This is a genomic window from Microbacterium petrolearium (assembly GCF_054782875.1).
In genome coordinates this window covers 1-24048 of record NZ_BAAGRQ010000009.1, presented here as the reverse complement: position 1 = coordinate 24048, position 24048 = coordinate 1, and the positions used below count along the sequence as shown (strand labels likewise).

The 24048-nt window shown below is 70.3% G+C and carries 29 protein-coding genes and 3 pseudogenes; 9 read left to right on the top strand and 23 right to left on the bottom strand.

The features are described 5' to 3' along the window. Nucleotides 1-11: 11 nt before the first annotated feature. The 3 genes and pseudogenes from ACYVJ0_RS08785 to ACYVJ0_RS08775 form a co-directional block, all read right to left on the bottom strand. On the bottom strand, nucleotides 12-743 hold the full coding sequence (locus ACYVJ0_RS08785) for a class I SAM-dependent methyltransferase (RefSeq protein WP_460817319.1): 732 nt from the start codon (nucleotides 741-743) through the stop codon (nucleotides 12-14). Nucleotides 744-832: 89 nt separating this feature from the next. Then, nucleotides 833-1276, bottom strand: a pseudogene (locus ACYVJ0_RS08780) (GNAT family N-acetyltransferase); the annotation flags it as partial. Next, nucleotides 1273-1818, bottom strand: a complete 546-nt coding sequence (locus ACYVJ0_RS08775; protein WP_460817317.1) for a GNAT family N-acetyltransferase — start codon at nucleotides 1816-1818, stop codon at nucleotides 1273-1275. The gene ACYVJ0_RS08775 and the pseudogene ACYVJ0_RS08780, both read right to left, overlap by 4 nt. Before the next feature lie 83 nt (nucleotides 1819-1901). Here ACYVJ0_RS08775 and ACYVJ0_RS08770 point away from each other — a divergent pair, with 83 nt between their 5' ends. Beyond that, complete coding sequence (locus ACYVJ0_RS08770) at nucleotides 1902-2762, top strand: alpha/beta fold hydrolase (RefSeq protein WP_460817316.1); 861 nt, start codon at nucleotides 1902-1904, stop codon at nucleotides 2760-2762. A 55-nt stretch (nucleotides 2763-2817) separates the two neighbouring features. Here the strand turns inward: ACYVJ0_RS08770 and ACYVJ0_RS08765 are convergent, their stop codons facing one another. Continuing rightward, on the bottom strand, nucleotides 2818-3273 hold the full coding sequence (locus ACYVJ0_RS08765; RefSeq protein WP_460817314.1) for a VOC family protein: 456 nt from the start codon (nucleotides 3271-3273) through the stop codon (nucleotides 2818-2820). A gap of 106 nt (nucleotides 3274-3379) precedes the next feature. On the opposite strand from ACYVJ0_RS08765, the gene ACYVJ0_RS08760 reads away from it, so the two are divergent. Beyond that, on the top strand, nucleotides 3380-4405 hold the full coding sequence (locus ACYVJ0_RS08760; RefSeq protein WP_460817313.1) for a helix-turn-helix transcriptional regulator: 1026 nt from the start codon (nucleotides 3380-3382) through the stop codon (nucleotides 4403-4405). Here ACYVJ0_RS08760 and ACYVJ0_RS08755 read toward each other — a convergent pair. From ACYVJ0_RS08755 to ACYVJ0_RS08745, 3 genes are all read right to left on the bottom strand, one after another. Further along, nucleotides 4347-4619, bottom strand: a complete 273-nt coding sequence (locus ACYVJ0_RS08755) for a hypothetical protein (protein ID WP_460817311.1) — start codon at nucleotides 4617-4619, stop codon at nucleotides 4347-4349. The two genes, ACYVJ0_RS08760 and ACYVJ0_RS08755, sit on opposite strands and share 59 nt — an antisense overlap. A gap of 45 nt (nucleotides 4620-4664) precedes the next feature. After that, the gene (locus tag ACYVJ0_RS08750; RefSeq protein WP_460817310.1) at nucleotides 4665-4988 is read right to left on the bottom strand and encodes a hypothetical protein; all 324 of its coding nucleotides are present in this window, start codon (nucleotides 4986-4988) and stop codon (nucleotides 4665-4667) included. A gap of 162 nt (nucleotides 4989-5150) precedes the next feature. Continuing rightward, a complete protein-coding gene (locus ACYVJ0_RS08745) occupies nucleotides 5151-5687 on the bottom strand; it encodes a dihydrofolate reductase family protein (protein ID WP_460817309.1) in 537 nt (178 codons plus the stop codon). Nucleotides 5688-5780: 93 nt separating this feature from the next. On the opposite strand from ACYVJ0_RS08745, the gene ACYVJ0_RS08740 reads away from it, so the two are divergent. After that, nucleotides 5781-6137, top strand: coding sequence for an iron chaperone (locus ACYVJ0_RS08740; RefSeq protein ID WP_460817307.1), 357 nt, complete (start codon nucleotides 5781-5783; stop codon nucleotides 6135-6137). An 18-nt stretch (nucleotides 6138-6155) separates the two neighbouring features. Here the strand turns inward: ACYVJ0_RS08740 and ACYVJ0_RS08735 are convergent, their stop codons facing one another. From ACYVJ0_RS08735 to ACYVJ0_RS08690, 10 genes and pseudogenes are all read right to left on the bottom strand, one after another. Beyond that, on the bottom strand, nucleotides 6156-6821 hold the full coding sequence (locus ACYVJ0_RS08735) for a hypothetical protein (RefSeq protein ID WP_460817305.1): 666 nt from the start codon (nucleotides 6819-6821) through the stop codon (nucleotides 6156-6158). Nucleotides 6822-6866: 45 nt separating this feature from the next. Then, nucleotides 6867-7292: a PIN domain-containing protein gene (locus ACYVJ0_RS08730; RefSeq protein WP_460817304.1), complete on the bottom strand. Its 426-nt coding sequence runs from the start codon at nucleotides 7290-7292 to the stop codon at nucleotides 6867-6869. Continuing rightward, nucleotides 7289-7522 carry a FitA-like ribbon-helix-helix domain-containing protein gene (locus tag ACYVJ0_RS08725; protein WP_449853422.1) on the bottom strand — a complete coding sequence of 78 codons (234 nt, stop codon included), beginning with the start codon at nucleotides 7520-7522 and terminating at the stop codon, nucleotides 7289-7291. Before ACYVJ0_RS08725 ends, ACYVJ0_RS08730 begins: the two co-directional genes overlap by 4 nt. Before the next feature lie 266 nt (nucleotides 7523-7788). Continuing rightward, nucleotides 7789-8013 carry a hypothetical protein gene (locus ACYVJ0_RS08720; RefSeq protein WP_460817301.1) on the bottom strand — a complete coding sequence of 75 codons (225 nt, stop codon included), beginning with the start codon at nucleotides 8011-8013 and terminating at the stop codon, nucleotides 7789-7791. Nucleotides 8014-8015: 2 nt separating this feature from the next. After that, complete coding sequence (locus tag ACYVJ0_RS08715; RefSeq protein ID WP_460817300.1) at nucleotides 8016-8228, bottom strand: hypothetical protein; 213 nt, start codon at nucleotides 8226-8228, stop codon at nucleotides 8016-8018. Next, entirely contained in the window at nucleotides 8221-8814 is a 594-nt protein-coding gene (locus tag ACYVJ0_RS08710; RefSeq protein WP_460817298.1) for a hypothetical protein, read from the bottom strand. The genes ACYVJ0_RS08715 and ACYVJ0_RS08710 overlap by 8 nt, the downstream gene beginning before the upstream one ends. Before the next feature lie 94 nt (nucleotides 8815-8908). Then, nucleotides 8909-9253, bottom strand: a complete 345-nt coding sequence (locus tag ACYVJ0_RS08705) for an AAA family ATPase (RefSeq protein ID WP_460817297.1) — start codon at nucleotides 9251-9253, stop codon at nucleotides 8909-8911. Between the two features lie 96 nt (nucleotides 9254-9349). After that, nucleotides 9350-9667: a HigA family addiction module antitoxin gene (locus ACYVJ0_RS08700; protein WP_449853426.1), complete on the bottom strand. Its 318-nt coding sequence runs from the start codon at nucleotides 9665-9667 to the stop codon at nucleotides 9350-9352. Further along, nucleotides 9642-9923, bottom strand: coding sequence for a type II toxin-antitoxin system RelE/ParE family toxin (locus tag ACYVJ0_RS08695; RefSeq protein ID WP_460817295.1), 282 nt, complete (start codon nucleotides 9921-9923; stop codon nucleotides 9642-9644). Before ACYVJ0_RS08695 ends, ACYVJ0_RS08700 begins: the two co-directional genes overlap by 26 nt. Nucleotides 9924-10130: 207 nt before the next feature. Then, nucleotides 10131-10946 (bottom strand): annotated as a pseudogene (locus ACYVJ0_RS08690) (ISL3 family transposase); the annotation flags it as partial. Here ACYVJ0_RS08690 and ACYVJ0_RS08685 point away from each other — a divergent pair. After that, nucleotides 10942-11187, top strand: a pseudogene (locus tag ACYVJ0_RS08685) (OsmC family protein); the annotation flags it as partial. The pseudogenes ACYVJ0_RS08690 and ACYVJ0_RS08685 sit on opposite strands and share 5 nt — an antisense overlap. 66 nt (nucleotides 11188-11253) lie before the next feature. Here the strand turns inward: ACYVJ0_RS08685 and ACYVJ0_RS08680 are convergent. Together ACYVJ0_RS08680 and ACYVJ0_RS08675 are read right to left on the bottom strand one after the other, a co-directional pair. Then, a complete protein-coding gene (locus ACYVJ0_RS08680; RefSeq protein WP_460817293.1) occupies nucleotides 11254-13017 on the bottom strand; it encodes a 3-hydroxyacyl-CoA dehydrogenase NAD-binding domain-containing protein in 1764 nt (587 codons plus the stop codon). A 2-nt stretch (nucleotides 13018-13019) separates the two neighbouring features. Continuing rightward, nucleotides 13020-13673, bottom strand: a complete 654-nt coding sequence (locus ACYVJ0_RS08675) for a TetR/AcrR family transcriptional regulator (RefSeq protein WP_460817292.1) — start codon at nucleotides 13671-13673, stop codon at nucleotides 13020-13022. Nucleotides 13674-13732: 59 nt separating this feature from the next. Here ACYVJ0_RS08675 and ACYVJ0_RS08670 point away from each other — a divergent pair, with 59 nt between their 5' ends. Next, a complete protein-coding gene (locus ACYVJ0_RS08670; RefSeq protein WP_460817290.1) occupies nucleotides 13733-14596 on the top strand; it encodes a 3-hydroxyacyl-CoA dehydrogenase family protein in 864 nt (287 codons plus the stop codon). Between the two features lie 465 nt (nucleotides 14597-15061). After that, nucleotides 15062-16369 carry an ISL3 family transposase gene (locus ACYVJ0_RS08665; RefSeq protein ID WP_449855077.1) on the top strand — a complete coding sequence of 436 codons (1308 nt, stop codon included), beginning with the start codon at nucleotides 15062-15064 and terminating at the stop codon, nucleotides 16367-16369. A gap of 50 nt (nucleotides 16370-16419) precedes the next feature. Here the strand turns inward: ACYVJ0_RS08665 and ychF are convergent, their stop codons facing one another. Next, nucleotides 16420-17493, bottom strand: a complete 1074-nt coding sequence (ychF, locus tag ACYVJ0_RS08660; protein ID WP_449853428.1) for a redox-regulated ATPase YchF — start codon at nucleotides 17491-17493, stop codon at nucleotides 16420-16422. A gap of 100 nt (nucleotides 17494-17593) precedes the next feature. On the opposite strand from ychF, the gene ACYVJ0_RS08655 reads away from it, so the two are divergent. Beyond that, entirely contained in the window at nucleotides 17594-19144 is a 1551-nt protein-coding gene (locus ACYVJ0_RS08655; RefSeq protein ID WP_460817288.1) for a peptide MFS transporter, read from the top strand. A 96-nt stretch (nucleotides 19145-19240) separates the two neighbouring features. On the opposite strand, the gene ACYVJ0_RS08650 is transcribed toward ACYVJ0_RS08655, so the two are convergent. Beyond that, complete coding sequence (locus tag ACYVJ0_RS08650) at nucleotides 19241-19828, bottom strand: exonuclease domain-containing protein (protein WP_460817287.1); 588 nt, start codon at nucleotides 19826-19828, stop codon at nucleotides 19241-19243. 140 nt (nucleotides 19829-19968) lie between these two features. Here ACYVJ0_RS08650 and ACYVJ0_RS08645 point away from each other — a divergent pair, with 140 nt between their 5' ends. Then, nucleotides 19969-21261: a DNA recombination protein RmuC gene (locus tag ACYVJ0_RS08645; RefSeq protein ID WP_460817285.1), complete on the top strand. Its 1293-nt coding sequence runs from the start codon at nucleotides 19969-19971 to the stop codon at nucleotides 21259-21261. A gap of 54 nt (nucleotides 21262-21315) precedes the next feature. On the opposite strand, the gene ACYVJ0_RS08640 is transcribed toward ACYVJ0_RS08645, so the two are convergent. Both ACYVJ0_RS08640 and glpX read right to left on the bottom strand, forming a co-directional pair. Next, nucleotides 21316-21513, bottom strand: coding sequence for a UDP-N-acetylmuramyl pentapeptide phosphotransferase (locus tag ACYVJ0_RS08640; protein WP_460817284.1), 198 nt, complete (start codon nucleotides 21511-21513; stop codon nucleotides 21316-21318). 186 nt (nucleotides 21514-21699) lie between these two features. Beyond that, entirely contained in the window at nucleotides 21700-22683 is a 984-nt protein-coding gene (glpX, locus tag ACYVJ0_RS08635) for a class II fructose-bisphosphatase (RefSeq protein WP_460817282.1), read from the bottom strand. A gap of 183 nt (nucleotides 22684-22866) precedes the next feature. On the opposite strand from glpX, the gene fbaA reads away from it, so the two are divergent. After that, a complete protein-coding gene (gene fbaA, locus ACYVJ0_RS08630; RefSeq protein WP_460817280.1) occupies nucleotides 22867-23895 on the top strand; it encodes a class II fructose-bisphosphate aldolase in 1029 nt (342 codons plus the stop codon). Nucleotides 23896-24048 lie beyond the last annotated feature (153 nt).

The following is a 24048-nucleotide window of genomic DNA, read 5'->3' as shown; positions in this document are numbered from 1 at the left end:
GCAGTGGTCGTTCACTCCGACCGCCGCGCACGCACCAGCCATCCCCGGCCCGGCGCGTACGGCAGATCCCCGATCCGCACATCCGTGAATCCCGCGCGCTCCAGCGACGCAAGGATCTCGTCGCGGCCGCGGAAGCAGAGGGTCGACGTGGAGACGACGTCCTCGCCACCGGGGAACTCGTTGTGCGCCGTGAACGTGACCAGCAACGGGTCCTCCCGGACCTCGTTCAGCTCGTACCACTCGGTGAGCGGCCCGAGACCGGGCACCTCGGTCGTGCTCCGGCTGCGCGACGGCACCCACGACTCCCAGGCCCGCGCCGCCGGCACCCGCGTCTCGAACGCCAGCTCCCCGCCCGGACGCAGCGCCGCGTGGATGGCGCGCAGCGTCTCGTCCCAGTCCTCGTCGGTCAGGAACACCTGCGCCACGTTCGCCGTCATCGTCGCCAGGTCCGCCGCGAGCGGCGGCAGGTCCGCGGCGGTGCCATGCACCCAGCGCACCCGCTCGGCGCCCGGCTTCGCCCGTGCGACATCGAGACTGGCGCGCGCCGGATCCACGCCCGTCACCTCGACGCCGCGCTCGGCGAGCAGCAGCGCAAGCACCCCGGTGCCGCAGCCGACGTCGAGCACCGAGCGCGCGCCGGCCTCGTCGGCGATGGCAAGGTACGTGTCGAGGTCCGAACGATCCGGATCGAGCACGTCGTAGAGCGCAGCCAGTCGCGGGTCGTCGAACAGGGCGTCGGGCATGACCACGACCCTAGCGCGCGGATCCAGTACCGGCGCTTGAGCGGCCCGCCCGGGAGGGCGAACACCTCCTCCAGCTCGCCGCCGTTGCGCTCGATCGTCCGGATGGAGCCGACGTTGTCGTCGTCGCAGGTGACGAGCGCGCGGGTGACGCCGAGATCGCGGAGGACCGCGAGCCCCTGGCGGAGCATCTCGGTGGCGTAGCCACGGTTGCGCCAGCCGGGCCGCACCGCGTATCCGATGTGCCCGCCCACCCGCAGCAGCGACGGCGTGAGCGCGTGCCGGATGTGCACCCTGCCGACGATCCGGTCATCCGCGACGGCGAACAGCATGGTCGCGGGTACGCGTCCCTCCGCGAGGCCGATGCCGCGGCGCTCGTTGTCGACATCAGCGAGGTACTGCGCCCATGGGATGCCCTCTTCTGCGAGGAGGAAGTCGAAGCCACTGGCCGCGAGTTCCGCCTGCGCGGCCCGCGCCTCAGCCTCATCGTCGGGACGAGGGGCGCGCAGCAGCAAGCCCGGCCGCCTGCCGCTCACCCTGCCTCACCCCGCATCGGCAGCGGCTCGTATCGCGGGTGCGGATCGGTGCGGGGGCGCCCGTACGTGTGGACGTCGACCCTGTGTCCGTCGATGAGGAACTTGGCCCGTTCGACCCCCTCCTTGACGAACCCGGCGGCGCGGGCGACGGCGCCCGAGGCCGGGTTGTTCACCCGGTGCCCGAGCTCGAGCCGCTCGAGGCCGCCCTCGGCGAGTGCCCAGTCCGCCACGGTGGCCGCGGCCCGTCGCATCCAGCCGTGTCCGCGCGCCGCGGCCGCCATCCAGTACCAGAACCAGCCGTTCCGGTTCCTCTCATCCGCGCTCACGCACACGAGGCCGGCGAGCCCACCCTCGGTCGCGACGACCCACGGACGATGCGGAGATTCGGGCGCCAGGAGGTTACCCACGTACCGCTCGGCCTCGGCGACGGTCGTCACCTCTCCCTGCCGAGCCATATCGGCGTTCGAGCGGAACGCGGCGAGCACGCCCCCGGCGTCGTCTCGGCGCAGCGGTCGCAGCCACACGCCCTCGTCCGTCGTCATGCGCGTGTCCCTTCGTCCGCAGGTGCCGAGATCGCATTGTCGCACTCGATGCCATGTCGGTCGGTGCCTCTAGGGTGGCGGGCATGCCCGACGATCTCCTGGCCCCCGAGCCGACACACGTCCGCGTCGAGGGCACCGACATCGCGACGTACCGGCTCGGGCCCGACAGCGGGCACTCGGCGGGGGACGTCGTGCTGTGCCACGGCACGCCGTGGTCGGCGGCGTCCTGGATGCCCGTCGCGCGCATGCTCGCCCGGACGCATCGCGTGTTCCTGTGGGATATGCCCGGTTACGGCGCGTCGATCGACGAGTCCGAGCGGCCCGTCGATCTCGTCAGCCAGCGCCGACGGCTCGCCGCCCTCCTCGTGCGCTGGGGGCTCGAGCAGCCGCACGTCGTCGCGCACGACATCGGCGGGGCCGTCGCACTCGGCGCCCACCTGCTCGAGGGGCGCGACTTTGCGTCGCTCTACCTGCTCGACATCGTCACGCTCGACCCCTGGGGATCGCCGTTCTTCCGGCTCGTCGCCGAGAACGCGCACGTCTTCGCCGCGCTGCCCCCGAAGCTTCACGCCGCCCTGGTACGCGAGTACATCGCCGGCGCGGGCGGCCCCGACCTCGACCCCGCGTGGATCGAGACACTCGCGAATCCGTGGCTCTCGCCGAACGGCCAGAAGGCCTTCTCCCGCCAGATCGCGCAGCTGGATCCCGCCCACACGGCACCGATCGTCGAGCGCCTCGACCGTGTGCGCTGCCGCGTCCGGATCGGCTGGGGCGAGGACGATCCGTGGATCCCCGTCTCCCACGCCGCCGAGCTCGCGGCGCGACTCCCCGCGCCGGCCGACGTCATCACGTTCCCGGATGCGGGCCATGTCGTGCCGCTCGAGGCCACCGGCCCGCTCGGCGCCGACGTCGAGCGCTGGCTCCAGGCTGCGCCCGCGGACTGATCCGACCCCGCGACGCGCGAGGACCCCGGCGCGCGCCGGAGTCCTCGCCGTGGCGTCAGCCGGCGTACGCGGAGGCGACGTCGACGCTCCACGTGACGCCGAACGCGTCGGTGAGCATGCCGAAGCCGGGGCTCCACTCCGAGGCCGCGAGCGGCTCGACGATCGTCGCGCCCTCCGCGAGCTTCTCCCAGTAGCCGCGTGCCTCGTCGAGCGAGTCGGCGCCGACGGCGACGAAGAACGGCTGATCGGTGTTGGTCGTCCCGTGCTCGCGGGCCGTGCTGCCGGCGAAGGGCTCCGAGCGGCCGGGGATGTCGTACGCCATCACGCGGAAGCCGTTGTCGGCCTCGACCGATCCGAAGACGACCTTGGCCGCGTCGGGCGCGTCCTGCGGAATGCCGACCTCGCCGTAGGTCGTGACGTGGATCCGCCCGCCGAAGACGTGCTGGTAGAACGTGAGCGCCTCGCGCGCGGTGCCGGGAAGGTTGAGGTGGGTGGTGGGGGAAAGGGACATCGATCGCTCCAGATGACGGGGTTGTCGGCGGCGTTCTCGCCGTCGTCAGCGATCCTCGCGAAGGTGGAGGACAAGATCCGTCCGCTACTGCGAGAATGGTGATCCCATGGAGACGACAGCCCGCCTGCTGACGCTGCTGTCACTGCTGCAGGTGCCGCGCGACTGGCCGGGCGGCGTGCTCGCCGAGCGCCTCGGCGTGACGACGCGCACCGTGCGGCGCGACGTGGATCGGCTGCGCGCGCTGGGGTACCGCATTCACGCGCTGAAGGGTCCGGACGGCGGCTACCGCCTTCAGGCGGGATCGGAGCTGCCGCCGCTGCGCTTCGACGACGAGCAGGCCGTGGCGATCGCGATCGCCCTGCGCAGCGCCGCAGCCACCGGCGTGGGAGTCGAGGAGGCCGCCGAGCGCGCCCTCGCCACGGTGCAGCAGGTGATGCCGCCGCATCTGCGGCACCGCGTCGACGGCGTGCGCTTCACCGGCACGGCAGCGGGCACGTCCGTCGCGCCCGACGTGCTCGAGGCCGCGAGCGAGGCCGTCCGGCGCCGCATGACGCTTCGCTTCGACTATGGCGACGGCGACGGCCCGCCGCGCCGCACGCACCCGCACGGGCTCGTGGCCCGCGGCGGCCGCTGGTACCTCGTGGCGTGGGATCTCGATCGCGAGGACTGGCGCATCTTCCGCCTCGACAGGGTTGCACCCCGCCGCCCGATCGGGCCCGCCTTCGATCCGCGCCCCGTGCCCACGGGCAGCCCGAGCACGTTCGTCTCCGCCCGCTCGAAGGGCGCGCCCGAGACGGATGCGTGGCCCTGCGTCGGCACGGTCGAGATCGATCTGCCCGCACGCGAGGTAGCCGTGTGGATCGGCGACGGCGAGATCGAGCCGACCGGTCCCCACACGAGCCGGGTCACGCTCGGATCCTGGTCGTGGACGGGCCTGCTCGCCGCGATCCTGCGTTTCGACGCCGACTTCCGGGTGGTCGGCCCCGAGGAGCTCATCGCGTCCGCGCGGCGGATGGAGCGGCGCGTGCGCGAGGGCGTGGTCGGCGCGAGCGGCTCTGACGGGGCCGGAGACGTCAGAGGCCGCGGTGTGCGGCCCAGCGGCGCGCCGCCTCGTCGGCCGCCTCGGCGATGAGCGCATCGATCTCGGCGCTGCGGCGCACCGAGAACGACACGTAGGCTCCGCGTCCTCCCGCGACCGGGCGCCCATACGCCTTCGCCGCGAGCGATCCGTCCGGCAGCAGCCGCACGGTGATCGACTGCAGCTCGAAGCGCTCGCCGCGCCGCTCGTCCTCCCAGCGCAGCTCCGGCGGGATGGGCACGTTCAGGGCGAGGGCGTTCACATCCACGGTCGACAGTGAACCACAGGGCCTCGTGTCCGGTCCGGCCGTGCCTCACAGCCGCAACCCGAACGTCGGAACCGTGAACCCGCCCGAGAACAGCACGGCCCCCAATCCCACGACGGCCAGCGCGAGCAGCATCACGTAGCAGGCGACGCGCAGCCATCGTCCTCGCGGCCGCCCCGCAAGTGAGGCGAGCAGCAGCACCACCACAGGCACGAGCATCAGCCCACCGAAGCTGAGCGCAGGCGCGACCCTCGCGTCGGGCGCAGGGCACGGATGAGCAGGCAGGCAGATGCTCGGGACACCCTGCGCCAGCCCCATGAGCAGCCACGCGCCGAGCAGGACCCCGACGGCGGGCGCAAGTTCCCTGGCCATGCGACGGCTTCTCCGCGCTTCCACGCCGCCCATTGTGGCAGTCCCTCGGCTAACGCGCTGCGGGAGATCTCACCACGGCTACCGAAGCATGGCACGAGAACCTCGTCGTCCGAGCGGGATCGATCGCCACCGCGCGAGGGCGGGCTGCGCCTCGAACCCGAATTAGGGGTTCCGCAGGGGCCCGACGACGTCGTAGCGGGCGATGACGAAGTCGCCGTTGCGGTCGCACTCCTGCAGCGCGAGGTCGTAGGCACCGCCGAACAGCGGCTTGCCCGAGCCGAGCGTCACGGGCGCGATCGACACCATCACCTCGTCGAGCATCCCGGCCGCGGCGAACTCCGCCGCGAGACCGCCGCCTCCCATCACCCACACGTCGCGGCCGTCGGCCGCCGCCTCGAACACCGCACGGTGTTCGGCAGGCGACCCGGAGACGAACGACACGTGCTCGTTCGCGGGTTCCAGCTCGCGATGCGTGAACACGTAGGTGGGCATCTCGGGGAGCCAGTCGGGCTCGTGCTCGCGCACCCATGTATAGGTCGTCGATCCCATGACCTGCGCCCCCACCTCGGAGAGGAACGCGGTGATGTTGCCCGGGCCCTCCTCCTGCAGCTGCTGCTTGAAGAGCCAGGCGAGCGAGTCCTCGTCGTCGGCGAGGAACCCGTCGAGGGTGGTGGCGGTGTAGTAGCGGTAGCGAGTCATCGGTCCTCCTGGGCGGCACGCTAGCCGACACCCCCGACATCCGATCGGGAGGTGCACAGCTAGGCTCTCCGCATCGGAGAGGACGGCATGCACATGGCTGGCACCACGGACCACGACGCCTACATCGATGCGGCCTCCGAGGCCTTCCGCCCGGTCCTCGCGCACCTGCGGCGTCTCCTGAGCGCGGCCCTGCCGGACGCCCAGGAGATGACGGCGTACAACATGCCGGGTTTCGCGACCGATGGCACAGTCGTCGCAAGCTACGCGGCGTTCAGCAAGCAGGTCGGGCTGTACCTCCTGGCCCCCGCGATCTCCGAACACGCCGACGAGATCGCGGCGGCGGGCCTGAAGGCGAGCAAGACGGGCATCACCTTCCCACCGCACAAGCCGATTCCGGACGAGCTCGTGACCCGGCTAGCGCGGGCCTCACGCGCATCCCTTGACGACTGACACGCCCGACCCCGACCCTCAACCGTCGCCCTGGAGCACGTCGCCGCGCTCCGCCCGCCGCGCGCCGAGCGCACCGAGCGACGGCGCCTCCAGGACGGCCCGGATCACCTGCTCGTCGGCCCCGACGGCGATCTCGCTCGTGTAGATCGGCGCGCCGATGAACCAGGATCGATCGTCCGGCCAGATCAGCGACGGGATGTCGCCGGTGTGCCGCAGCGCCGCGGCCGACGACAGCGGCCCCGACCACAGGAAGTAGTTCCGCTCCGGCAGCACCAGGGGCGGGGCATCGGGCCGCGCGATGCGCCGGCGGGCCATCTCCTCCCGCGCCGCTCTCACCGCCTCTTCGTCGTGCGCACCGACGATGAGGACGCCCATTCCCAGAGCTGTGCGCGGGTCCTCGTCGCGGTCGTACATCCATCCCCACCCCTCCCAGAAGGCAGTGTGCACGACCTGCTCGCCGGTGAAGGGGGCGAGCACCTCGAGCAGTGCCTCGAGGACGCGGTAGTCCTGCCGCTCGAGGATCTCATCGCCCCACGGGATCGGGATGACGGCATGCGCCTCGTAGCCGGCGGGAACGGCGTGCCCGAGTGTCGGGCCGAACCCGTCGAGGAGCGCGCCGATCCACTCGCCGGCGGTGGGGTCCGGATCCCACGAGGCTCCCGCGGCCGTCAGGTGCTCATCCATAGACGGCACGCTATCCTTGGGCGACCACGGTCATCGAATGATCCTTCACCCGTTGGCCTTCCACGGATCGACCAGTTCAACGCCGGTATGCGCGAAGTCCTTGGCGTTCCGCGTCGCGCAGGCCGCCTCGTGCGCGAGACAGATTGCGGCGATCTGTGCGTCGGCGGTGCTGATCGGCATACCCACCGATTCCCGCTTCACGAGCAGGTCGGCGTAGCGTTCGGCCGCCTGGTCGTCGAAAGGCAGGACGGCTCGACTGGCCCGGTACGGGTCGAGCGCTGCGGCGATGCGCCTCGTCAGCTCTTCCTTTCGCCGACCGTCCGGAAGCCGCTGCACACCCGCGAGCAGTTCCGCGAGCGTCACGGACGTGATCGCGACGTCACCCGTCAGCGAAGCGAGCCAATCGACCACGCGCGGCTCCGGCGAGGGCCGGAAGATCTCGGAGATGACGTTCGTGTCGAGGACGATCACTCGAAGTCCACCACTCGCGCGACGTCATCGCGCTCCGGGATCTTCAGCTCTTCGACGCCACCGACACCCTGCGCGGCCGCCAGCAACGCCATCCCGATGTGCGGCCTCCGCGCAGCCTTGGTGAGAATGTCGCGAACCTCGGCCTCCATGGACCGACCGTGTTCCTTCGCCTGCCTAGCGAGCTGTTGCTTTACGGCGTCGTCGAGACCGCGAACGATGATGGACGACATCCGAGACCACCTCCTCTGCTATCAGACATGATAGCGGCGCGCAAAGGCGCGCCGGCAACTGCACACATCGCGCCTTCGGACACGCGAATCGTGCGGATCCCTGTGCCCCAACGCGAGATCTGTTGCTCAACGCGCGCCGCGCGACGCGATCACACGTCGAAGCGGAACTCCACAGCGTTGACAGCAGAGCACCGTCTCATCCGCCTCCGCTATGGAGTCGCCAGATGACCCCAGAGGCCAGCGCCAGCAGGCCCGCTCTCTCAGCGTCAGGTTCGAGCGCGCACGTGCGCCGCGCATGCTTCGACGATCGCGCGGGCTGCCTCGATCCCCTCGGAGACATCCTGCGGGGTCGCGGTCGGACGATCATCGTCCGGATATTCGGTGGCGTTGCGCACCTGCCGCATCCACTCGAACTCGCCGAGCGCGTCGTCGTGAACGAACTGCGCCGCGGCGGTCGCCGTGTTCCGGTGAGCACCGCCGACGGGCCGCACCCTCAGGCTTCGATCGCGAGCACCGCGGTGAGCGCCTTGCGCGCGCCGTCGTACGCCGCGGTGAACGCCATCGCGTGATCCTCGGTCTCAGCAAGGGCGGCCGCCGTATCGATGTGGCGCTCGGACATCGCGATCACACTCACGGCGTGCTCGTGGTTCACGGCGACGCGCTCGAGCCGTCGGCCGGCGATCATCGCGGCGATGGCATCAGCCATGGACATCGCCGGTCAGCACATCGACGATCGGGCGCGAACGGATCGTCTCGACAAACAGCGAAGGACGATCGGCGCGCCATTCGTCGGATCCCATCCGCGTGACGTTCACCGGCACATCAAGACGTGCGCTCGCTTCCGCGGCGAGGTCTGCGAGGGTGCGGCGAGGCGCCGAGCCCACCACGAGCACGTCGACGTCGTTCGGGAAAGCGCCGCTCTCCCCCGCTCGGCGCGCCGCCCACGAGCCGTAGATCAGCAGCTCGTCGACACCATCGACACCGTCGAAGAGCTCGCGCAGCACGGGAACCGGGCCGTACGTCGCCGCGATCAGCTCGCGCATCGGGGCGAACAGCGGGTGCTCGTCGTTCGCGCGCACCATCCGGTTGCGACCCTCCTGGCGGTCGCGGAGCACATCGTTCTCGACGAGGCGCCCGACCTCCCGGTGCACGACGGTCCCGCTCACGCCCGTGCGGCGCCCGAGCTCAGACAGCGAGAACTCGCGGTCGGGATGCCCCAGCGTCTCCGCCAGGAGCGCCCCGACCGCGTCGGAGCGCACGAACGGCGTCAGCTGCGGAACGGGAGTCTTCACAAAACAGGAAGATATCTTCCGGTTATGGGAACAGTCAAGGGGTGGAATTCAGGCGTTGAAGAACTCCACCGCATGCCGAAGCCGTTGCCTCCGCTCAGGAAGGTCGCGGACGGAGAAGGCACTTCTCACTCGAGATCGCACTCACCACCGCGCTTGTCGTCTCGGATGACGACTGCGCGAACTGCCTCCACATCGAGTCGATGGCCTCGGCGTCGACCAACGCTCCCGGCGCTGTCCGCCCCTGTGCCCGCCGAAGCGTCTCATCACGACCCGGCCGAAGCACGACATAGTGAACCGCCGGGGCCTTCTGCTGGTTCGCAGTCGGCAGGAAGTAGTCGTGCAGATGCACGGCACGTTCGTACCGCCGGGCAAGCTCGCGCGCCGTGGTCGACTTGCCCGCGCCCGGAGGGCCAGTCAGAACGATGACATCGGCAACCACGGGCCCACTTTACGGGGCCGGGCGCGTCCTGCGCGCTGCCGTTGAGGCGCCATCGAGGACGTCGATGTCCAGATCCGACGTCGTGCTAGCCGTTCGTCACGCGACTCGCAGCGGAGTGATCTCGTTGATCGCGCCGTGGTTGCGCCGCTCGATCCGCAGGTCGTAGTGCGACTGCAGGTTCATCCAGAACTCCGGGGACGTGCCGAAGTACTTCGCGAGCCGGAGAGCCGTGTCTGCCGTGATCCGACGCTTGCCGTGGACGATCTCGTTGATGCGCCGTGGAGGCACGCCGATCGACACGGCGAGCTTGTTCTGCGTGATCCCGAAGCCCTTGATGAAGTCCTCCATGAGCACCTCACCCGGGTGGATCGGATCGATCAGGTCGCCGTCAGTGGTAGTCCGTGAGCTCGACATCGTCCGCACCTCCATCTCTCCATACGAAGCAGATCCTCCACTGGTCATTCACGCGGATGCTGTACTGACCACGACGATCACCGCCGAGGCGTTCCAGCCGGTTGCCGGGCGGGATCCGCAGGTCCTCGACGTCTCTGGCCGCGTGGATGAGCTCAAGCTTGCGCAAGGCCGTCCGCTGGAGGTTCCGATCAACGCTCTTCACATACTGCTCGTGCCAGATCCGCTCGGTCACCTTGTCCCCGAACGACCTGATCACATGACCAGGGTATAACGCGACGCGTCATTAACGCTAGGCGTTAAACCGGAACTCCACCGCGTTATGGCACCGAACAACCTCTGGATGCGGGTGCCGCCATCCGAGCGCCTCGATCGCGTCAGCCAGCTCCTCGACACCGCGACGCCCGTCGAGTTCGATGCTCGCGCCGCGACGGAGCAGTGGTTCCACCTCCGCCACATATCGGGCTCATCGCATTTGAGCGTGTAGCGCTGGTCTGAACCCGCCGGTCTCGAGCAGGGATCTGGTGATGTAGTTGGTGAGGTTGCGGAAGCCGAGTGCGGAGCCGCGCAGGTGCTCGAGACGTCCATTGATCGCCTCAGTCGGGCCGTTGCTGGAGCCCGGGAGGTCGAAGAACGCGAGGATGTCCGCGCGACGCTTCTTGAGCGTCGCGGCGAGCTTGCGGACTTCGGCCAGGCCCGCGGGGATGCCGACTGTGAAGTTGTCGATGAGCGCCTCCATGAGTTGCTTGCCGACCTTCCGGTTCGGGGTGCGGTAGGCGGTGATCATCTGCTGGTAGACGCCCCAGGTCGCCTCGACCGGCGCATGCTTGTCGTCTGCGAACAGGAGCTCCAGGCGCAGCCGGTGTCGTTCGGTGAGGAGCTTCTCGCCCGTGACCAGCAGCCGGCGGGCTTTGTAGAGCGGGTCGTTCTTGCGGCCGCGGCGTCCGAAGATGTCGTTCTGAATCCGGCGCCGGCAGACATCCAGCGCTTCGCCGGCGAGGCGGACGACGTGGAATGGGTCCATCACCGCCGTCGCCTTCGGCAGTTCCTCGGTGGCTGCGGTCTTGAACCCGGTGAACCCGTCCATCGCGACCACCTCGACGCCATCGCGCCAGTCCTGCGGGCGGGCGGCGAGCCAGGTCTTGAACACGAGCTTGGAGCGGCCCTCGACCATGTCCAGCAGGCGTGCGGGGCCCGTGTCGTCGCGAATCGGGGTCAGGTCGATGATCACCGTGACGTATTTGTCCCCGGCCCGGGTGTGACGCCAGACGTGCTCGTCGACGCTGCTGTCGGTCGCCCGCGTGCAGAAGGTCGCACTGCACGACACGAGCGTCGGCGCCCGCGTTCAGCTCGGCTCGGTCGGCGAGGGCCGCTTCGGGCTCGCCGTTCAACTCGAGGTCGTCATCCCGGATCTACCGCACGAGCAGGCACAGGCCCTCGCAGACGCGGCGCACCAGGTGTGCCCGTACTCGAACGCGACGCGCGGCAACATCGAGGTGACCGTCTCGGTCGTCGAGGACTGATACCAGCCCTCCGCAACGCATGACGCGAACCGCCCCGTGGGAGATCCCGCGGGGCGGTTCGGTGCGTCAGGCCTGCGCGAGTGCGAGCCCGGTGACGCCTCCGTGGAAGGTGGCAACGATTCGTTCCGCGCCGGTCCGCAGCTCGATCGCCCGAATGTCGCCGCCGAGGTCTGCAACGTAGGCGATGCCGCGAGCGTGGTCGAGGGCGAGACCGATCGCCTCGCGGAAGCCGCGCGCGAGAATCGCAGGCACCTCCCCCGGCACCCCCGCGGCCGGGATCGGCGCACGGTTGAGGGTGTTACCGTCGGGCTCGGCGCCGCGATCGGTCCAGTAGATCATGCCGGCCGCGGTATCCAGCTCCAGATCGATCGGCTCGGGGAGCCCGTGCCAGAGCACCTCGATGTCGCTGCGATGGGCGGCATCCTCACCCTCGGGAAGCTCCAGCCCTGCGCGGAAGATTCGGCCACGCCCCGCGTCGGGCGCCCCCTTCTGCGTCCAATACAGGTACCCGCCGACCGGGTCGACGGCGACTCCCACGCACTCTTCGTCCACGGCATCCGGTCCCCGTCCATCGCGCACGACAAGCGCCGTCACCGAGGTACCATCCGCCTCCGAACGATAAACGGCGCGCCCCTCCCGGTCGGCCCAGTACAGCCGTCCGCTCTGTGCGTCGCGGGCAAGCTGCTTACCGGTCGTGAATGTTCCGCACGCAACGAGCTCGGAGGGGTCGCCGCCGGTGAGCGGAACCGCCTGCACAGAACCGTTGCGCTGAGTGAACGGCGGCTCCTCGCCCGGAGCCGGCATACGATCGGGCGCCCCCATGAGCGTAAAGACGGCCTGCTCGCCAATCGGATCGATGACGATCCCGTCGGGGACCTCGGTCAGGCCGGAGACGAGCTGTGCGACGGCGCCGGTGTCCGGATCGATGCGGTGCACGCCGCCGGTCAACGGCGTCAGCGCGTAGAGCACGGATGTCTCATGCTCGCGTGCGACCGTCTGCGCAACAGCACGCGTGATCCGGTCGCGGCGCGCGGCACGCGCACCATAGCTGTCGGCGCCGCCGTAGCTGTGCTCGACCGCGTCGATCAGCGCTGCCGCGGCGGCAGGATCGCGACTGGGTTTTTCCAGCGTGAAGGCGTCAAGCGCAACACCGACGTGCTCGAGGAGGTGGCGGATGCCGCCCGGGCCGCCGCCGAGATGGCTCGCTTCGAACACACCGATCGATGCCCAGCGCAGGCCGAGCGAGTCCCGGAAGATCGCATCGAAGTCTGCCGGGTCGACGACCCCCTGCTGCACGAGCCACATCGCCTCATCGAGCACCGCCTTCTGCACGCGGTTCCCGACGAAGCCCGGGATTTCGCGCTTGAGTGCGACGGGATGCTTGCCGAGGGCGCGGTACACCTCGGTGGCGCGCGTGACGATGTCGGGACGGGTGTCCGGCCCGGGGACGACCTCCACGAGCGGCATGATCGCCGGCGGGTTGTAGGGGTGGCCGACGATGATCTGCGCCGCGCGCGCGTTGCCCTCGGCGAGCAGGCTCGGCAGCAGCGTCGAGGTCGATGAGGCGATCACCGTGTCCTCCCCCGCTGCCGCGGCGATCCGCCCGAGTAACTCCCGCTTGATCTCGAGCCGCTCGGGGCCGTTCTCCTGCACGAATGCAGCGCCCGCAACAGCGGCTTCAACGCTGTCGGCGACGAGATACCCGGCACCCTCCGGCACGGCACCCGCAGCGACGTCGAAGACGGCGACCTCCCAACCGGCTCGGGCGAACAGTTCCGCCCAGCTCAGTCCAATCACACCCGCCCCGATGATGGCGACGCGTTCAGCCATGATCAACTCTCCTCTGTTCCGCCCGCGGCCACCGCAGCCCCGGGCTCGGTGATGCCGCGCAAAGCCGCCCGAACGGTGTCGCGGCGCAGCAGTGCCGGATCATCCACGAAGGCAGCTTGAAGCACCGCGCCGACGTGGGCGGCCACGACCACGCGAGCCGCTTCATACTCGTCAAGGCGCAGCGCCAGACCCGCGTCCTCGACCAGACGCGCGAGGCCGGGCGCGACGCCGCGCACGAGCTGTTCCCCGTGTTCGCGCAGAGACGCCGCCATCGCAGCATCCGATCGGGCGCTGGCAGCGAAAGTCACCCGCAAGGTGAACCAGTCGGCATCCGCCTGGACGACCTCGAGGATGCCGTCAGCGACGTCGTCGACCCCCGCCCCCGGTCGCATCCGCGGTCGCGCCGCAGCGATCCCCTCGAGCACCTCCGCGGTCTTTCGCTCATACAGCGCAAAGAGCACATCGTCGACGGCGCCGAAGTTGGAGTAGAACGCACCACGGGTGAAGCCGGCACGCTCGCAAATCTCGTCGATGCTCAGCCGGGCCGTCCCGGTCTCGGCAAGCAGCGCTTCGGCCGCGGACACGAGACGGGTCCGCGTGTTCTCACGGCTGCGCATGGTCGCTGCACGCATCCCGACCTCCACATCTCGATGCATAATGAATTCAATACAAAATGTATCGCATCCGGCGCTGGCCGGGGAAGGAAGGGGTCGATATGACCTATGAGCTGCCCGAGAACATCGACGCACGTCCGGTCGTCGTGATCGGTGGCGGGACGCTCGGCCGCCGGATCGCTGCGGTGTTCGCCGCCGGCGGCGCCGCCGTCCGTCTCGTCGATCTGGCACCCGAACAGCGCGCGAGTGCGACCGCGTTTGTGAACGAGCTCGTTCCGCAGCTGCGCGAGCAGCGCGGCCAGGCCGCGAGCTCGATCGATTTCACCGCCTTCGCGACCGCGGAAGAGGCCGTTCCCGGCTCCTGGCTCGTGATCGAGGCCGTGCCCGAGCGGCTCGACATCAAGCGGCCCCTGTTCGGCACGCTCGATCGCATCGCGGACGCCGACGCGCTCCTTGCGACGAACTCCTCCTCCTACGCCTCGCGGGAGGTGATCACCGAGGTGACCCACCCCGAACGGGTACTGAACATGCACTTCGCGATGCCGCCGCAGAGCATGGCGGTTGAGTTGATGACCGACGGCCAGACCGCGGACGGTGTGATGGACCTCCTCGATGCGCAGCTGCGCCGCTACGGCCTGCTGCCCTTCATCGCGCACGCCGAGAGCACCGGCTTCATCTTCAACCGCATCTGGGCCGCCATCAAACGCGAATCGCTCACCGTGGTCGCCGAGGGCGTGAGCACGCCCGCCGATGTCGACGGCATCATGAAGGCGAACATGGGCATCGCCGCGGGCCCATTCGCGCTGATGGATCAGGTCGGGCTCGATGTCGTTCTCGACATCGAAGAGCACTACCTCGCGCAGTATCCCTGGTTGCCGGCGACCGCTCGCGACTTCGTGAAGAGCTATGTGGATGCCGGCAAGCTCGGTCGCAAGAGCGGCGAGGGTTTCTACCGCTACGAGTGAAGCTCCGCGCTGAACCGGCACGCACCGCGTTCCAGAGGGCCTCGCCCTCGGCCCCGCGTGCGTCTACCGTGTGATGAGGGCGGGAGTTCTGCCACAGAACCGGCCAGCGCGCGAACCGAGCCCGGCAGCGGACCATCCCGGGCTCGAGGCGACGCCAGCCAGCCCAGAGAAAGGCGCACGGCCATGAGTGAAATCCCCACCGCGGAGTCGATTGCCGCATCGCACGCGGACCTCCCTGTTCCCGCAACCGAGCGTGCGACGCCCCGCACCGGGGGTGCCGCGTCGGTGGGCACAGTAAAGGCACCCGACGTCTTCGCCTGCACAGTCGAGACCCCGCTTGGCCTCGTATTGCTGGCTCTTCGCGAACGAGGGTGTAGTCGGTTGAGTGCGTCGGTGGCCGGGTAGGGGTCGAGGCCTCCCGGATGATGGAAGTTCTTCACGCTTGCCATCTCGAAAGACCTCGACGTGCTCCACCCTACTTTCGCGACCCCTGACCTGACGGCGTTCTGCCGGCTCGACGAGCTCGGGCTCGTCGCCGTCGGCCAGCTGATCGAGCCGGACCGGGCGGTGATCGAGTGCCGACCGGTCGAGACAAACCCGTGGTGTCGCAAGTGCGGGGCGGAGGGTGTGCCGCGAGACACGGCGACGCGTCGCCTGGCGCACGAACCATTCGGGCATCGCCCGACGACGCTGCTGGTCCGGGTGCGCCGGTACCGGTGCGCGCACTGCCGACGGACGTGGCGTCAGGACATGACCCGCGCCGCCGAGCCACGAGCGAAGATCTCCCGCCTCGGCGTGGAGTGGGCGCTGCGGGGCATCGTCATCGACCACCTCACCGTGACCCGTGTCGCCGCGGGCCTGGGGGTGTCCTGGAGCGCCGCGAACACTGCGGTGCTCGCGGAGGGCAAGCGTCGACTGATCGACGATCCCGCCCGGTTCGACGCGGTCACCACGATCGGTGTCGACGAGCACGTCTGGCGGCACACCCGCCTCGGCGACAAGTACGTGACCGTGATCATCGACCTCACCCCGGCCCGCGAGAAGACAGGACCCGCGCGGCTGCTGGACATGGTCGAGGGTCGTTCGAAGGCGGTGTTCAAGCAGTGGCTCGCCGCCCGCCCGAAGGAGTGGTCGAAGGCGATCGAGGTGGTCGCGATGGACGGGTTCGCAGGCTTCAAGACCGCCGCCGCCGAAGAACTCCCCGACGCCGTCCCGGTCATGGATCCCTTCCACGTTGTCCGCCTTGCCGGCGACGCGTTGGACCAGTGCCGACGCCGAGTGCAGCAGGACACGGTCGGGCACCGCGGCCGCGCCGGTGACCCGCTCTACAAAGCACGCCGCACCCTGCACACCGGCGCGGACCTGCTCACCGAGAAACAGACCGCCCGCCTCGACGCGGTGTTCGCGATCGAAGAGCACGTCGAGGTCGAAGCGACCTGGGGCATCTACCAGCGCATCGTCGCCGCCTACCGGGAACACGACAAGAAGAAGGCCAAGCAGATGATGCAGGCCGTGATCAACGCGATCACCACCGGGGTCCCCGCGGCGCTCGTCGAGATCCGCAAGCTCGGCCGCACCATGCGCCAGCGCGCCACCGACATCCTCGCGTTCTTCGATCGACCCGGCACCAGCAACGGACCCACCGAGGCGATCAACGGCCGGCTCGAACACCTCCGCGGCTCCGCACTCGGATTCCGCAACCTCACCCACTACATCGCACGCAGCCTGCTCGAAGCCGGCGGATTCAAACCCGCGCTACACCCTCAATCGTGAAGAGCCCCATATGCTCGCCATGGCGCGCACTGGCTCCCGTGCAGTGCCGACTACACATTGAACCTAAACTCCACCACGTCGCCGTCCTGCATGACGTAGTCCTTGCCCTCCATGCGGACGCGGCCGGCGGCCTTGGCCTCGGCCATCGAGCCGTACTGGTCGAGGTCGTCGAACGAGACGATCTCGGCCTTGATGAAGCCGCGCTCGAAGTCGGTGTGGATGACGCCCGCGGCCTGCGGGGCCGTCCAGCCGCGGCGGATCGTCCAGGCGCGGGCCTCCTTCGGCCCGGCCGTGAGGTAGGTCTGCAGGCCGAGGGTCTCGAAGCCGACGCGGGCGAGCTGGTCGAGGCCCGACTCCTCCTGGCCGAGCGACTGCAGCAGCTCGAGGGCCTCCTCGGCGTCGAGGTCGATGAGCTCCGACTCCACCTTGGCGTCGAGGAACACGGCCTTCGCCGGCGCGACGAGCGCGGCCAGCTCCGCCATCCGATCCGCGTCGGTGAGCACGCCCTCGTCCACGTTGAAGACGAACAGCGTCGGCTTGGCCGTGAGCAGGCCCAGCTCCTTGATGGGCGTGACGTCGAAGCCCGCCTGGAACAGCGTCTTGCCCGAGTCGAGCACGTCCTTGGCGGCCTTCGCGGCGTCGAACACCGAGGCGTCGGTCTTCTTGCCCTTGACCTCCTTCTCGAGGCGCGGCAGCGCCTTCTCGAGGGTCTGCAGGTCGGCGAGGATCAGCTCGGTGTTGATCGTCTCCATGTCACTGGCGGGGTCGACCTTGCCGTCGACGTGCACGACGTCCGAGTCGCTGAAGCCTCGGACCACCTGGGCGATCGCGTCGGCCTCGCGGATGTTGGCGAGGAACTGGTTGCCGAGCCCCTCGCCCTCGCTCGCACCGCGGACGATGCCGGCGATGTCGACGAACGACACCGGAGCGGGCAGGATCTTCTGCGATCCGAAGATCTCGGCGAGGCGATCCAGGCGCCGATCGGGAAGCTCGACCACCCCGATGTTCGGCTCGATCGTCGCGAACGGGTAGTTCGCCGCGAGCACGGTGTTCTTGGTCAGGGCGTTGAAGAGCGTCGACTTGCCCACGTTGGGGAGTCCGACGATACCGATGGTGAGGGCCACGGGAGTCCAGTCTAGGTGCGGCCGCCTGCGGGCACGCCGAGCGCCCGCCCGGCCCGCAAGCCCCTCGCGCATCCGACGCACGGGTGGAACCATCGAGGGCATGAGCACCGCCGAGCCGTCGCCGTACCCGCCCCCCGACGGATCGGCGGATCCGACCCCCGCGGCACGCGTGCGAGACGACCGCCGGTTCTTCGGGCACCCGCTGGGGCTGTTCACCCTCTTCACCACCGAGCTGTGGGAGCGGTTCAGCTATTACGGCATGCGCGCCATCCTGCTGCTGTACCTCACGGCCGAGATGGCCGAGGGCGGCCTGGGCCTCGACACCGCCACCGGGCAGGCGCTCGTGGCGATCTACGGCACGGGCGTGTACCTGCTCACGATCGCGGGCGGCTGGCTGGCGGATCGGATCATCGGAGCCCGGCGATCCGTGCTGTACGGCGGCGTCGTGATCGCGAGCGGGCACGTCGTGCTCGCCATCCCCGGGGCCGGGTTCTCGTTCGCGGGCGTCGCGCTCGTGGCGATCGGCACGGGCCTGCTGAAGGCGAACGTGTCGTCGATGGTCGGCGAGCTCTACGAGCGCGAGGACGAGCGCCGCGACTCGGCGTTCTCGATCTTCTACATGGGCATCAACATCGGCTCGTTCTTCTCACCGTTCATCGTGGGGTTCGTGCGCGGCCTGTGGGGCTTCCACGCCGGCTTCCTCGTCGCGGCGGTGGGCATGGCGATCGCCGTGGCGTTCTACATCGGGGGCCGTCGCGCGCTCGGCGGCGCGGGCGACACCCCGCCGAACCCGATCGCCCGCGACGAGTGGCCGAAGGTGATCCGCCTGTTCGCCGTGGTCATCGCCGGCCTCGCGGTGCTCGCCGTGATCGCCTCGCTCGTGAGCGGCGGCTTCGGCATGACGACCCTCGTCGACACCCTCTCGTACGCGGCGTTCGTCGCGCCCGTCGCGGCGTTCGCCGTGATGTACCGCTCCCCCAAGGTCACCGCGCCGGAGCGGCGGCGGCTGCTCGCCTACATCCCGCTGTTCGTGGCGGCCATGCTGTTCTGGATGATCTTCGAGCAGGCCGCGACCACCCTCACGACATACGCGGCCGAGCGCACGGAGCTGAACGTGTTCGGCATCCCGCTGCAGCCGGAGTTCTTCCAGTCGATGAACCCGCTGTCGATCATCATCCTCTCGCCCGTGTTCGCGTGGCTGTGGCTGCGGACGCACGACCGCCCCGCACTGCCGTACAAGTTCGCGATCGGACTGCTGCTGGCCGGGGTGTCGTTCCTCGTGCTCTCGGCCGGCGCGGCGCTGGCCGGCGGCGACCGCACGCCCGCACTGCTGCTCATCGGCGTATACGTGATCCAGACCCTCGGCGAGCTGTTCCTCTCCCCCGTGGGCCTGGCGGCCACCACGCTGCTGGCGCCGCGCGCCTTCCGCGGGCAGGCGATGGGCCTGTGGTTCCTCGCGCCGGCGGCCGGCACGGCGATCACCGCGCAGGTGGTGCAGGTGACGCAGGACGTGCCCGACACGGCCTACTTCGGCTGGACGGGCGTCGTGGCGGTCGTGTTCGCGGCGGCGCTGTTCCTGCTCGCGCCGTGGGTGAGGCGCCAGGTGCACGCGGCCGACGCGGAGGAGGGCGTGCGCACCGCGGGCGACTGAGCGGCGCCGGCCGCGGGCGGATCGGCAGGGTCCGGATCGGGATCGGGATCGGCGAGCGGTCCGGATCAGGATCGGCGACCTGCCGCTGGATCCCGATCAGGCGACGGGTGCGGGGATCGGGTGGATCGCGCGGACGGCGACGCCGATCCGCGCGGCGAGGTCGTCGAGGTCGGCGGCGGCGTGGCGGCGGGCGGCGTCGATGACGATGTGCGCGCACGCGAGCGCGTCGGCGGCCGCGTCGTGGTGGGCGAAGCCCGTGAAGCCGGCGGCCTCGGCCGCGAGCGGCAGCTTGTATGACGGCAGGTCGTACACCTTGCGCGCCACCTGCAGCGAGCACAGGTAGCGGTACTCGGGGCACGCGTCGCCTGAGACGGAGGCGGCCTTGCGCAGCACGCCGGTGTCGAAGCCGGCGTTGTGGGCCACGAGCACGTCGTCGCCGATGAAGTCGCACAGCTGCGGGAACTGCTCGCGCCAGCCGAGCGCGCCCGCCACGTGATCGGCCGTGATGCCGTGGATGCGCGTGTTCCACACGTTGAACTCGTCGTGGCCCGAGACGGGCCGGATCAGCCACGAGGCGGTCTCGACGACCGCGCCGTCGCGCACGCGGGCGAGGCCCACCTGGCAGGCCGACGCGGGCGAGGAGTTGGCCGTCTCGAAGTCGATCGCACAGAAGTCCACGCCCACGGCTCCAGTGTGCGCGCGGGCGCGCCGCTGCCCCGGCGGCGCGCCGGGCGCGGGGTCGGTCTGCGGCGTGTCGCGCGCGGCGTGCCCGGCGCGCCGCGGATCGGGCGGCGATGTCGCAGGCCCCGCCCATGATGGGACGCATGGATGCGACGACGGTTGTTCTCGTGGCACTGGCCCTGCTCGCCGGGGCCGCGGTCGGGTGGCTCGCGCGCGCCGCGCGGGCGGGCCAGGCTGAGGGCAGCGGGGCGGCCGCGCTCGCGGCGAGGGACGCCGAGCTGGCGGCGCTGCGCACCGCGCTCGAGCGCGCGGAGGACCTGCGGCGCGACGCCGTGGAGCACGCCCGCGCCGAGCGCGCGCAGGACGCGGAGCGCTCGCGGCAGGAGGCCGCCGTGCTGCGCGCCCTCTCACCCGTGCAGGAGAGCCTGCGGCGCATGCAGGAGCGCGTCGACGCCATGGAGAGCGCCCGGCAGGAGCAGTTCGGGCAGGTCGCCGAGCAGCTGCGCGCCGCGCAGGCGGCCGATGAGCAGCTGCGCGTCACGACCGAGTCGCTCGCCGGCGCGCTGCGCTCCACGACCTCGCGCGGGGTGTGGGGCGAGACGCAGCTGCGCCGCATCGTCGAGTCGGCGGGGCTGCTGCACCGCGTCGACTTCGACGTGCAGGCCTCGATCTCCTCCGACGCCGGCGCGGGTCGCCCCGACATGGTGGTGCACCTGCCCGGCGGCACCTCGATCGCCGTGGACGCGAAGGCGCCCCTCGACGCGTTCCTCGACGCCGCCGCGATCCCCGACTCGGCGGGCGCCGACGAGCTCGCGCGCCGCCAGGCGCTGCTGCAGAAGCACGTGCGGGCGGTGCGCGCCCACGTCGACGCGCTCGCGAAGAAGTCCTACTGGTCAGGCCTCGACGCCGGGCCCGAGTTCGTCGTCTGCTTCATCCCGTCCGAGTCCGTGCTCTCGGCCGCCCTCTCGGAGGACCCCACCCTGCTGGAGCACGCGTTCGCCAAGCGCGTGGCGCTCGCCTCGCCCGTGAACCTCTGGGCCGTGCTCAAGACCGTGGCGTACTCGTGGACGCAGCAGGAGGTCTCGCAGGAGGCGCGCACGCTCTTCGACCTCGGCAACCAGCTCTACGAACGACTCGGCTCGCTCGCCACGCACGCCAACGGCATGCGCCGGGCCATCGAGCGCACCGTCGAGGCGTACAACCAGCTCGTCGGCTCGCTCGAGAGCCGCGTGCTCGTCACGGCGCGGCGCTTCCCGGGGATCGACGCCTCCAAACTGGGGCAGACCGAAGCCCCTGCCCCGCTCGAGGCCACGCCGCGTCCCCTCACGGCGCCCGAGCTGCTCGGCACCGACGCGGGCTCCGACGAGCAGGGCGACGCCGCGCGCGAGGCGGCGACGATCGCGGCCGACCTGGGCGACGTGCGCGGCCGGCTCTGACCCGCGCGCCGAACCGCGCGCCGGGCATCGGGCGTCTGCGCGGGAGCCGCGCGATCAGGGGATGAAGCTGAGCAGCGTCACCACGGCGACGGAGAACACGACGAACGCGCCGATGTTCCACCAGGGGCTGAGCTCCTCGCCGGGCTCGCGCCGCACGCGCAGCAGCACGTCCGGTCGGCGTGCGGGGTCGACCGCGTCCTTCACGACCGCCTGCGCGCCCGTGACGGGTCCTGATGCCTTCTGCGTGCTCATATGCGTTGCTCCCGGCGCCCGCATCGCGGAAGCGATGCCCCTTCCCGAGCGCCTGTCTCGATTGTGCCACGCGCTCCCGTGAGAGAGCCGTCACGGCCGGATCACGATCCGGCGGCGCGCCGGACCGGCGGTGCCCGGGCGGACGGATGGCGCCCGCCCGATCCGGGCCCCCTCAGCGGATCCGGATCAGAGCCACTTCGAGACGAGGTGCTCCGACGACACCCGGCGCAGCGTGCCCGAGTGGCTGCGCAGCACGACGCTCTCGGTGTACACGTAATCGCCGCTGCGACGCACGCCCGCGACGAGCTGCCCGTCGGTCACGCCCGTCGCGACGAAGAGGGTGTTGTTGCCGCTGACGAGCTCGTCCGCCTCGTAGACGTGGTCCATCTTCAGGCCCGCGTCGATGCCCTTCTGCCGCTCGTCGTCGTCGCGCGGCCACAGCCGGCCCTGGATGTGCCCGCCGAGCGCCTTGATGGCGCACGCCGTCACGATGCCCTCCGGGCTGCCGCCGATGCCCACGCACATGTCGGTGCGCGCGTTGTGGCGCGCCGCGTTGATGCCGCCGGCCACATCGCCGTCGGTCATGAGGCGCGTGCCGGCGCCGGCCGCGCGGATCTCCTCGATGAGCGCGTCGTGCCGCGGCCGGTTCAGCACCGAGACCACCATCTCGTCCACCGGCTTGCCGAGCGCCTCCGCCAGGCGGCGGATGTTCTCGCCGATCGGCAGGCGGATGTCCACCACACCCACGCCGGCCGGACCCGTCACGAGCTTGTCCATGTAGAACACGCTCGATGCGTCGAGCATGGTGCCGCGGTCCGAGAGCGCGATCACCGAGAGCGCGTTCTGCCGACCCGCGGCGGTCAGCGAGGTGCCGTCGATCGGGTCGACCGCGATGTCGTACGCCCGGCCCTTCCCGGTGCCCACGTGCTCGCCGTTGTAGAGCATCGGCGCGTTGTCCTTCTCGCCCTCGCCGATCACGACGACGCCGTCGAAGTCCACCGTCGAGAGGAAGGCGCGCATGCCGTCGACCGCCGCACCGTCGGCCGCCTCCTTGTCGCCGCGGCCGATGAACGGCACCGAGCGGATCGCCGCCGCCTCGGTGGCGCGCACCAGCTCGAGGGCGATGTTGCGATCGGGACGGAGGGGGATCATGTCGTCGGCGGTCTGCATGCTGCTAGCCTAGGCGTGCCGCCCCGCCGCGCCCGGCATCCGACGGCCGCGGAGCGCGAAGGATCCGCGATTCTTTCGCTCCTGTCATCTCGGGCCGGTGATCCGCCCCCGCTCGCCCGGGTATCCGGGCGGCCGCCGCTGAGTAGAGTGAGACGCGACAGACGTCGACCGGAGGAGCCAGACATGCCCGTCGCCACACCCGACCAGTACGCAGAGATGCTCGACCGCGCGAAGGCGGGCGGCTTCGCCTATCCCGCCATCAACGTGTCGAGCTCGCAGACCATCAACGCCGTGCTGCAGGGCCTGACCGAGGCCGGTTCCGACGGCATCCTGCAGGTCACCACGGGCGGGGCCGACTACTTCGCCGGCCACACCGTAAAGGGCCGCGCCACGGGCGCGATCGCGATGGCGCAGTACGTGCGCACCGTCGCGAAGAACTACCCCATCACGGTCGCCGTGCACACCGACCACTGCCCCAAGGACGCCCTCGACGGCTTCCTGCTGCCCGTGCTCGAGGCGAGCGAGGAGCAGGTCAGGGCCGGCGGCGAGCCGCTGTTCAACTCGCACATGTGGGACGGATCGGCCGTGCCGCTCGACGAGAACATCGAGATCGCGAAGACCCTCCTGCCCCGCACCCACGCGATCGGCTCGATCCTCGAGATCGAGGTCGGCGTCGTCGGCGGCGAGGAGGACGGGGTCGTGCACGAGGGCTCGAACGAGGCGCTCTACACGACCGTGGGCGACGTGACGAAGGCCGTCGAGGCGCTCGGCCTCGGCGAGCGGGGCCGCTACATCTCGGCCCTCACCTTCGGCAACGTGCACGGCGTGTACAAGCCCGGCGGCGTCAAGCTGCGCCCCGAGCTGCTCGGCGAGATCCAGGAGGGCATCGCAGCGAAGTTCGGCACCGGCCCCAAGCCGCTGGACCTCGTCTTCCACGGCGGCAGCGGATCGAGCGCCGAGGAGATCGCCACGGCGGTCGCCAACGGCGTGATCAAGATGAACATCGACACCGACACGCAGTACGCGTTCACCCGCGCGGTCGCTGGCTACATGTTCTCGAACTACGAGGGCGTGCTGAAGGTCGACGGCGAGGTCGGCAACAAGAAGCAGTACGACCCGCGCGCGTGGGGCAAGGTCGCCGAGACGGCGATGGCCGCCCGCGTCGTCGAGGCCGCGCAGCAGCTCGGATCGGCCGGCCACAGCAAGGGCTGAGCCGCATCGACGAAGCGCCCGGTGCCTCACGGGCGGATTCAAGGGGTCGTCGCAACGCCAAGTGAACTAAATGAGTTGTAGCAGACGCTCGGCTGGGGTATCCCAGCCGAGCGTCTTGCGTGGGCGGCTGTTGAGCTTTTGTGCGACGTGTTC

Coding starts and splice junctions, on each gene's coding strand:
- ACYVJ0_RS08785 (WP_460817319.1), bottom strand. CDS start 743: ATGCCCGACGCCCTGTTCGACGACCCGCGACTGGCTGCGCTCTACGAC.
- ACYVJ0_RS08775 (WP_460817317.1), bottom strand. CDS start 1,818: ATGACGACGGACGAGGGCGTGTGGCTGCGACCGCTGCGCCGAGACGAC.
- ACYVJ0_RS08770 (WP_460817316.1), top strand. CDS start 1,902: ATGCCCGACGATCTCCTGGCCCCCGAGCCGACACACGTCCGCGTCGAG.
- ACYVJ0_RS08765 (WP_460817314.1), bottom strand. CDS start 3,273: ATGTCCCTTTCCCCCACCACCCACCTCAACCTTCCCGGCACCGCGCGC.
- ACYVJ0_RS08760 (WP_460817313.1), top strand. CDS start 3,380: ATGGAGACGACAGCCCGCCTGCTGACGCTGCTGTCACTGCTGCAGGTG.
- ACYVJ0_RS08750 (WP_460817310.1), bottom strand. CDS start 4,988: ATGGCCAGGGAACTTGCGCCCGCCGTCGGGGTCCTGCTCGGCGCGTGG.
- ACYVJ0_RS08745 (WP_460817309.1), bottom strand. CDS start 5,687: ATGACTCGCTACCGCTACTACACCGCCACCACCCTCGACGGGTTCCTC.
- ACYVJ0_RS08740 (WP_460817307.1), top strand. CDS start 5,781: ATGGCTGGCACCACGGACCACGACGCCTACATCGATGCGGCCTCCGAG.
- ACYVJ0_RS08735 (WP_460817305.1), bottom strand. CDS start 6,821: ATGGATGAGCACCTGACGGCCGCGGGAGCCTCGTGGGATCCGGACCCC.
- ACYVJ0_RS08725 (WP_449853422.1), bottom strand. CDS start 7,522: ATGTCGTCCATCATCGTTCGCGGTCTCGACGACGCCGTAAAGCAACAG.
- ACYVJ0_RS08715 (WP_460817300.1), bottom strand. CDS start 8,228: ATGGCTGATGCCATCGCCGCGATGATCGCCGGCCGACGGCTCGAGCGC.
- ACYVJ0_RS08700 (WP_449853426.1), bottom strand. CDS start 9,667: ATGTCGAGCTCACGGACTACCACTGACGGCGACCTGATCGATCCGATC.
- ACYVJ0_RS08680 (WP_460817293.1), bottom strand. CDS start 13,017: ATGGCTGAACGCGTCGCCATCATCGGGGCGGGTGTGATTGGACTGAGC.
- ACYVJ0_RS08675 (WP_460817292.1), bottom strand. CDS start 13,673: ATGCATCGAGATGTGGAGGTCGGGATGCGTGCAGCGACCATGCGCAGC.
- ACYVJ0_RS08670 (WP_460817290.1), top strand. CDS start 13,733: ATGACCTATGAGCTGCCCGAGAACATCGACGCACGTCCGGTCGTCGTG.
- ACYVJ0_RS08655 (WP_460817288.1), top strand. CDS start 17,594: ATGAGCACCGCCGAGCCGTCGCCGTACCCGCCCCCCGACGGATCGGCG.
- ACYVJ0_RS08645 (WP_460817285.1), top strand. CDS start 19,969: ATGGATGCGACGACGGTTGTTCTCGTGGCACTGGCCCTGCTCGCCGGG.
- ACYVJ0_RS08640 (WP_460817284.1), bottom strand. CDS start 21,513: ATGAGCACGCAGAAGGCATCAGGACCCGTCACGGGCGCGCAGGCGGTC.
- glpX (WP_460817282.1), bottom strand. CDS start 22,683: ATGCAGACCGCCGACGACATGATCCCCCTCCGTCCCGATCGCAACATC.
- fbaA (WP_460817280.1), top strand. CDS start 22,867: ATGCCCGTCGCCACACCCGACCAGTACGCAGAGATGCTCGACCGCGCG.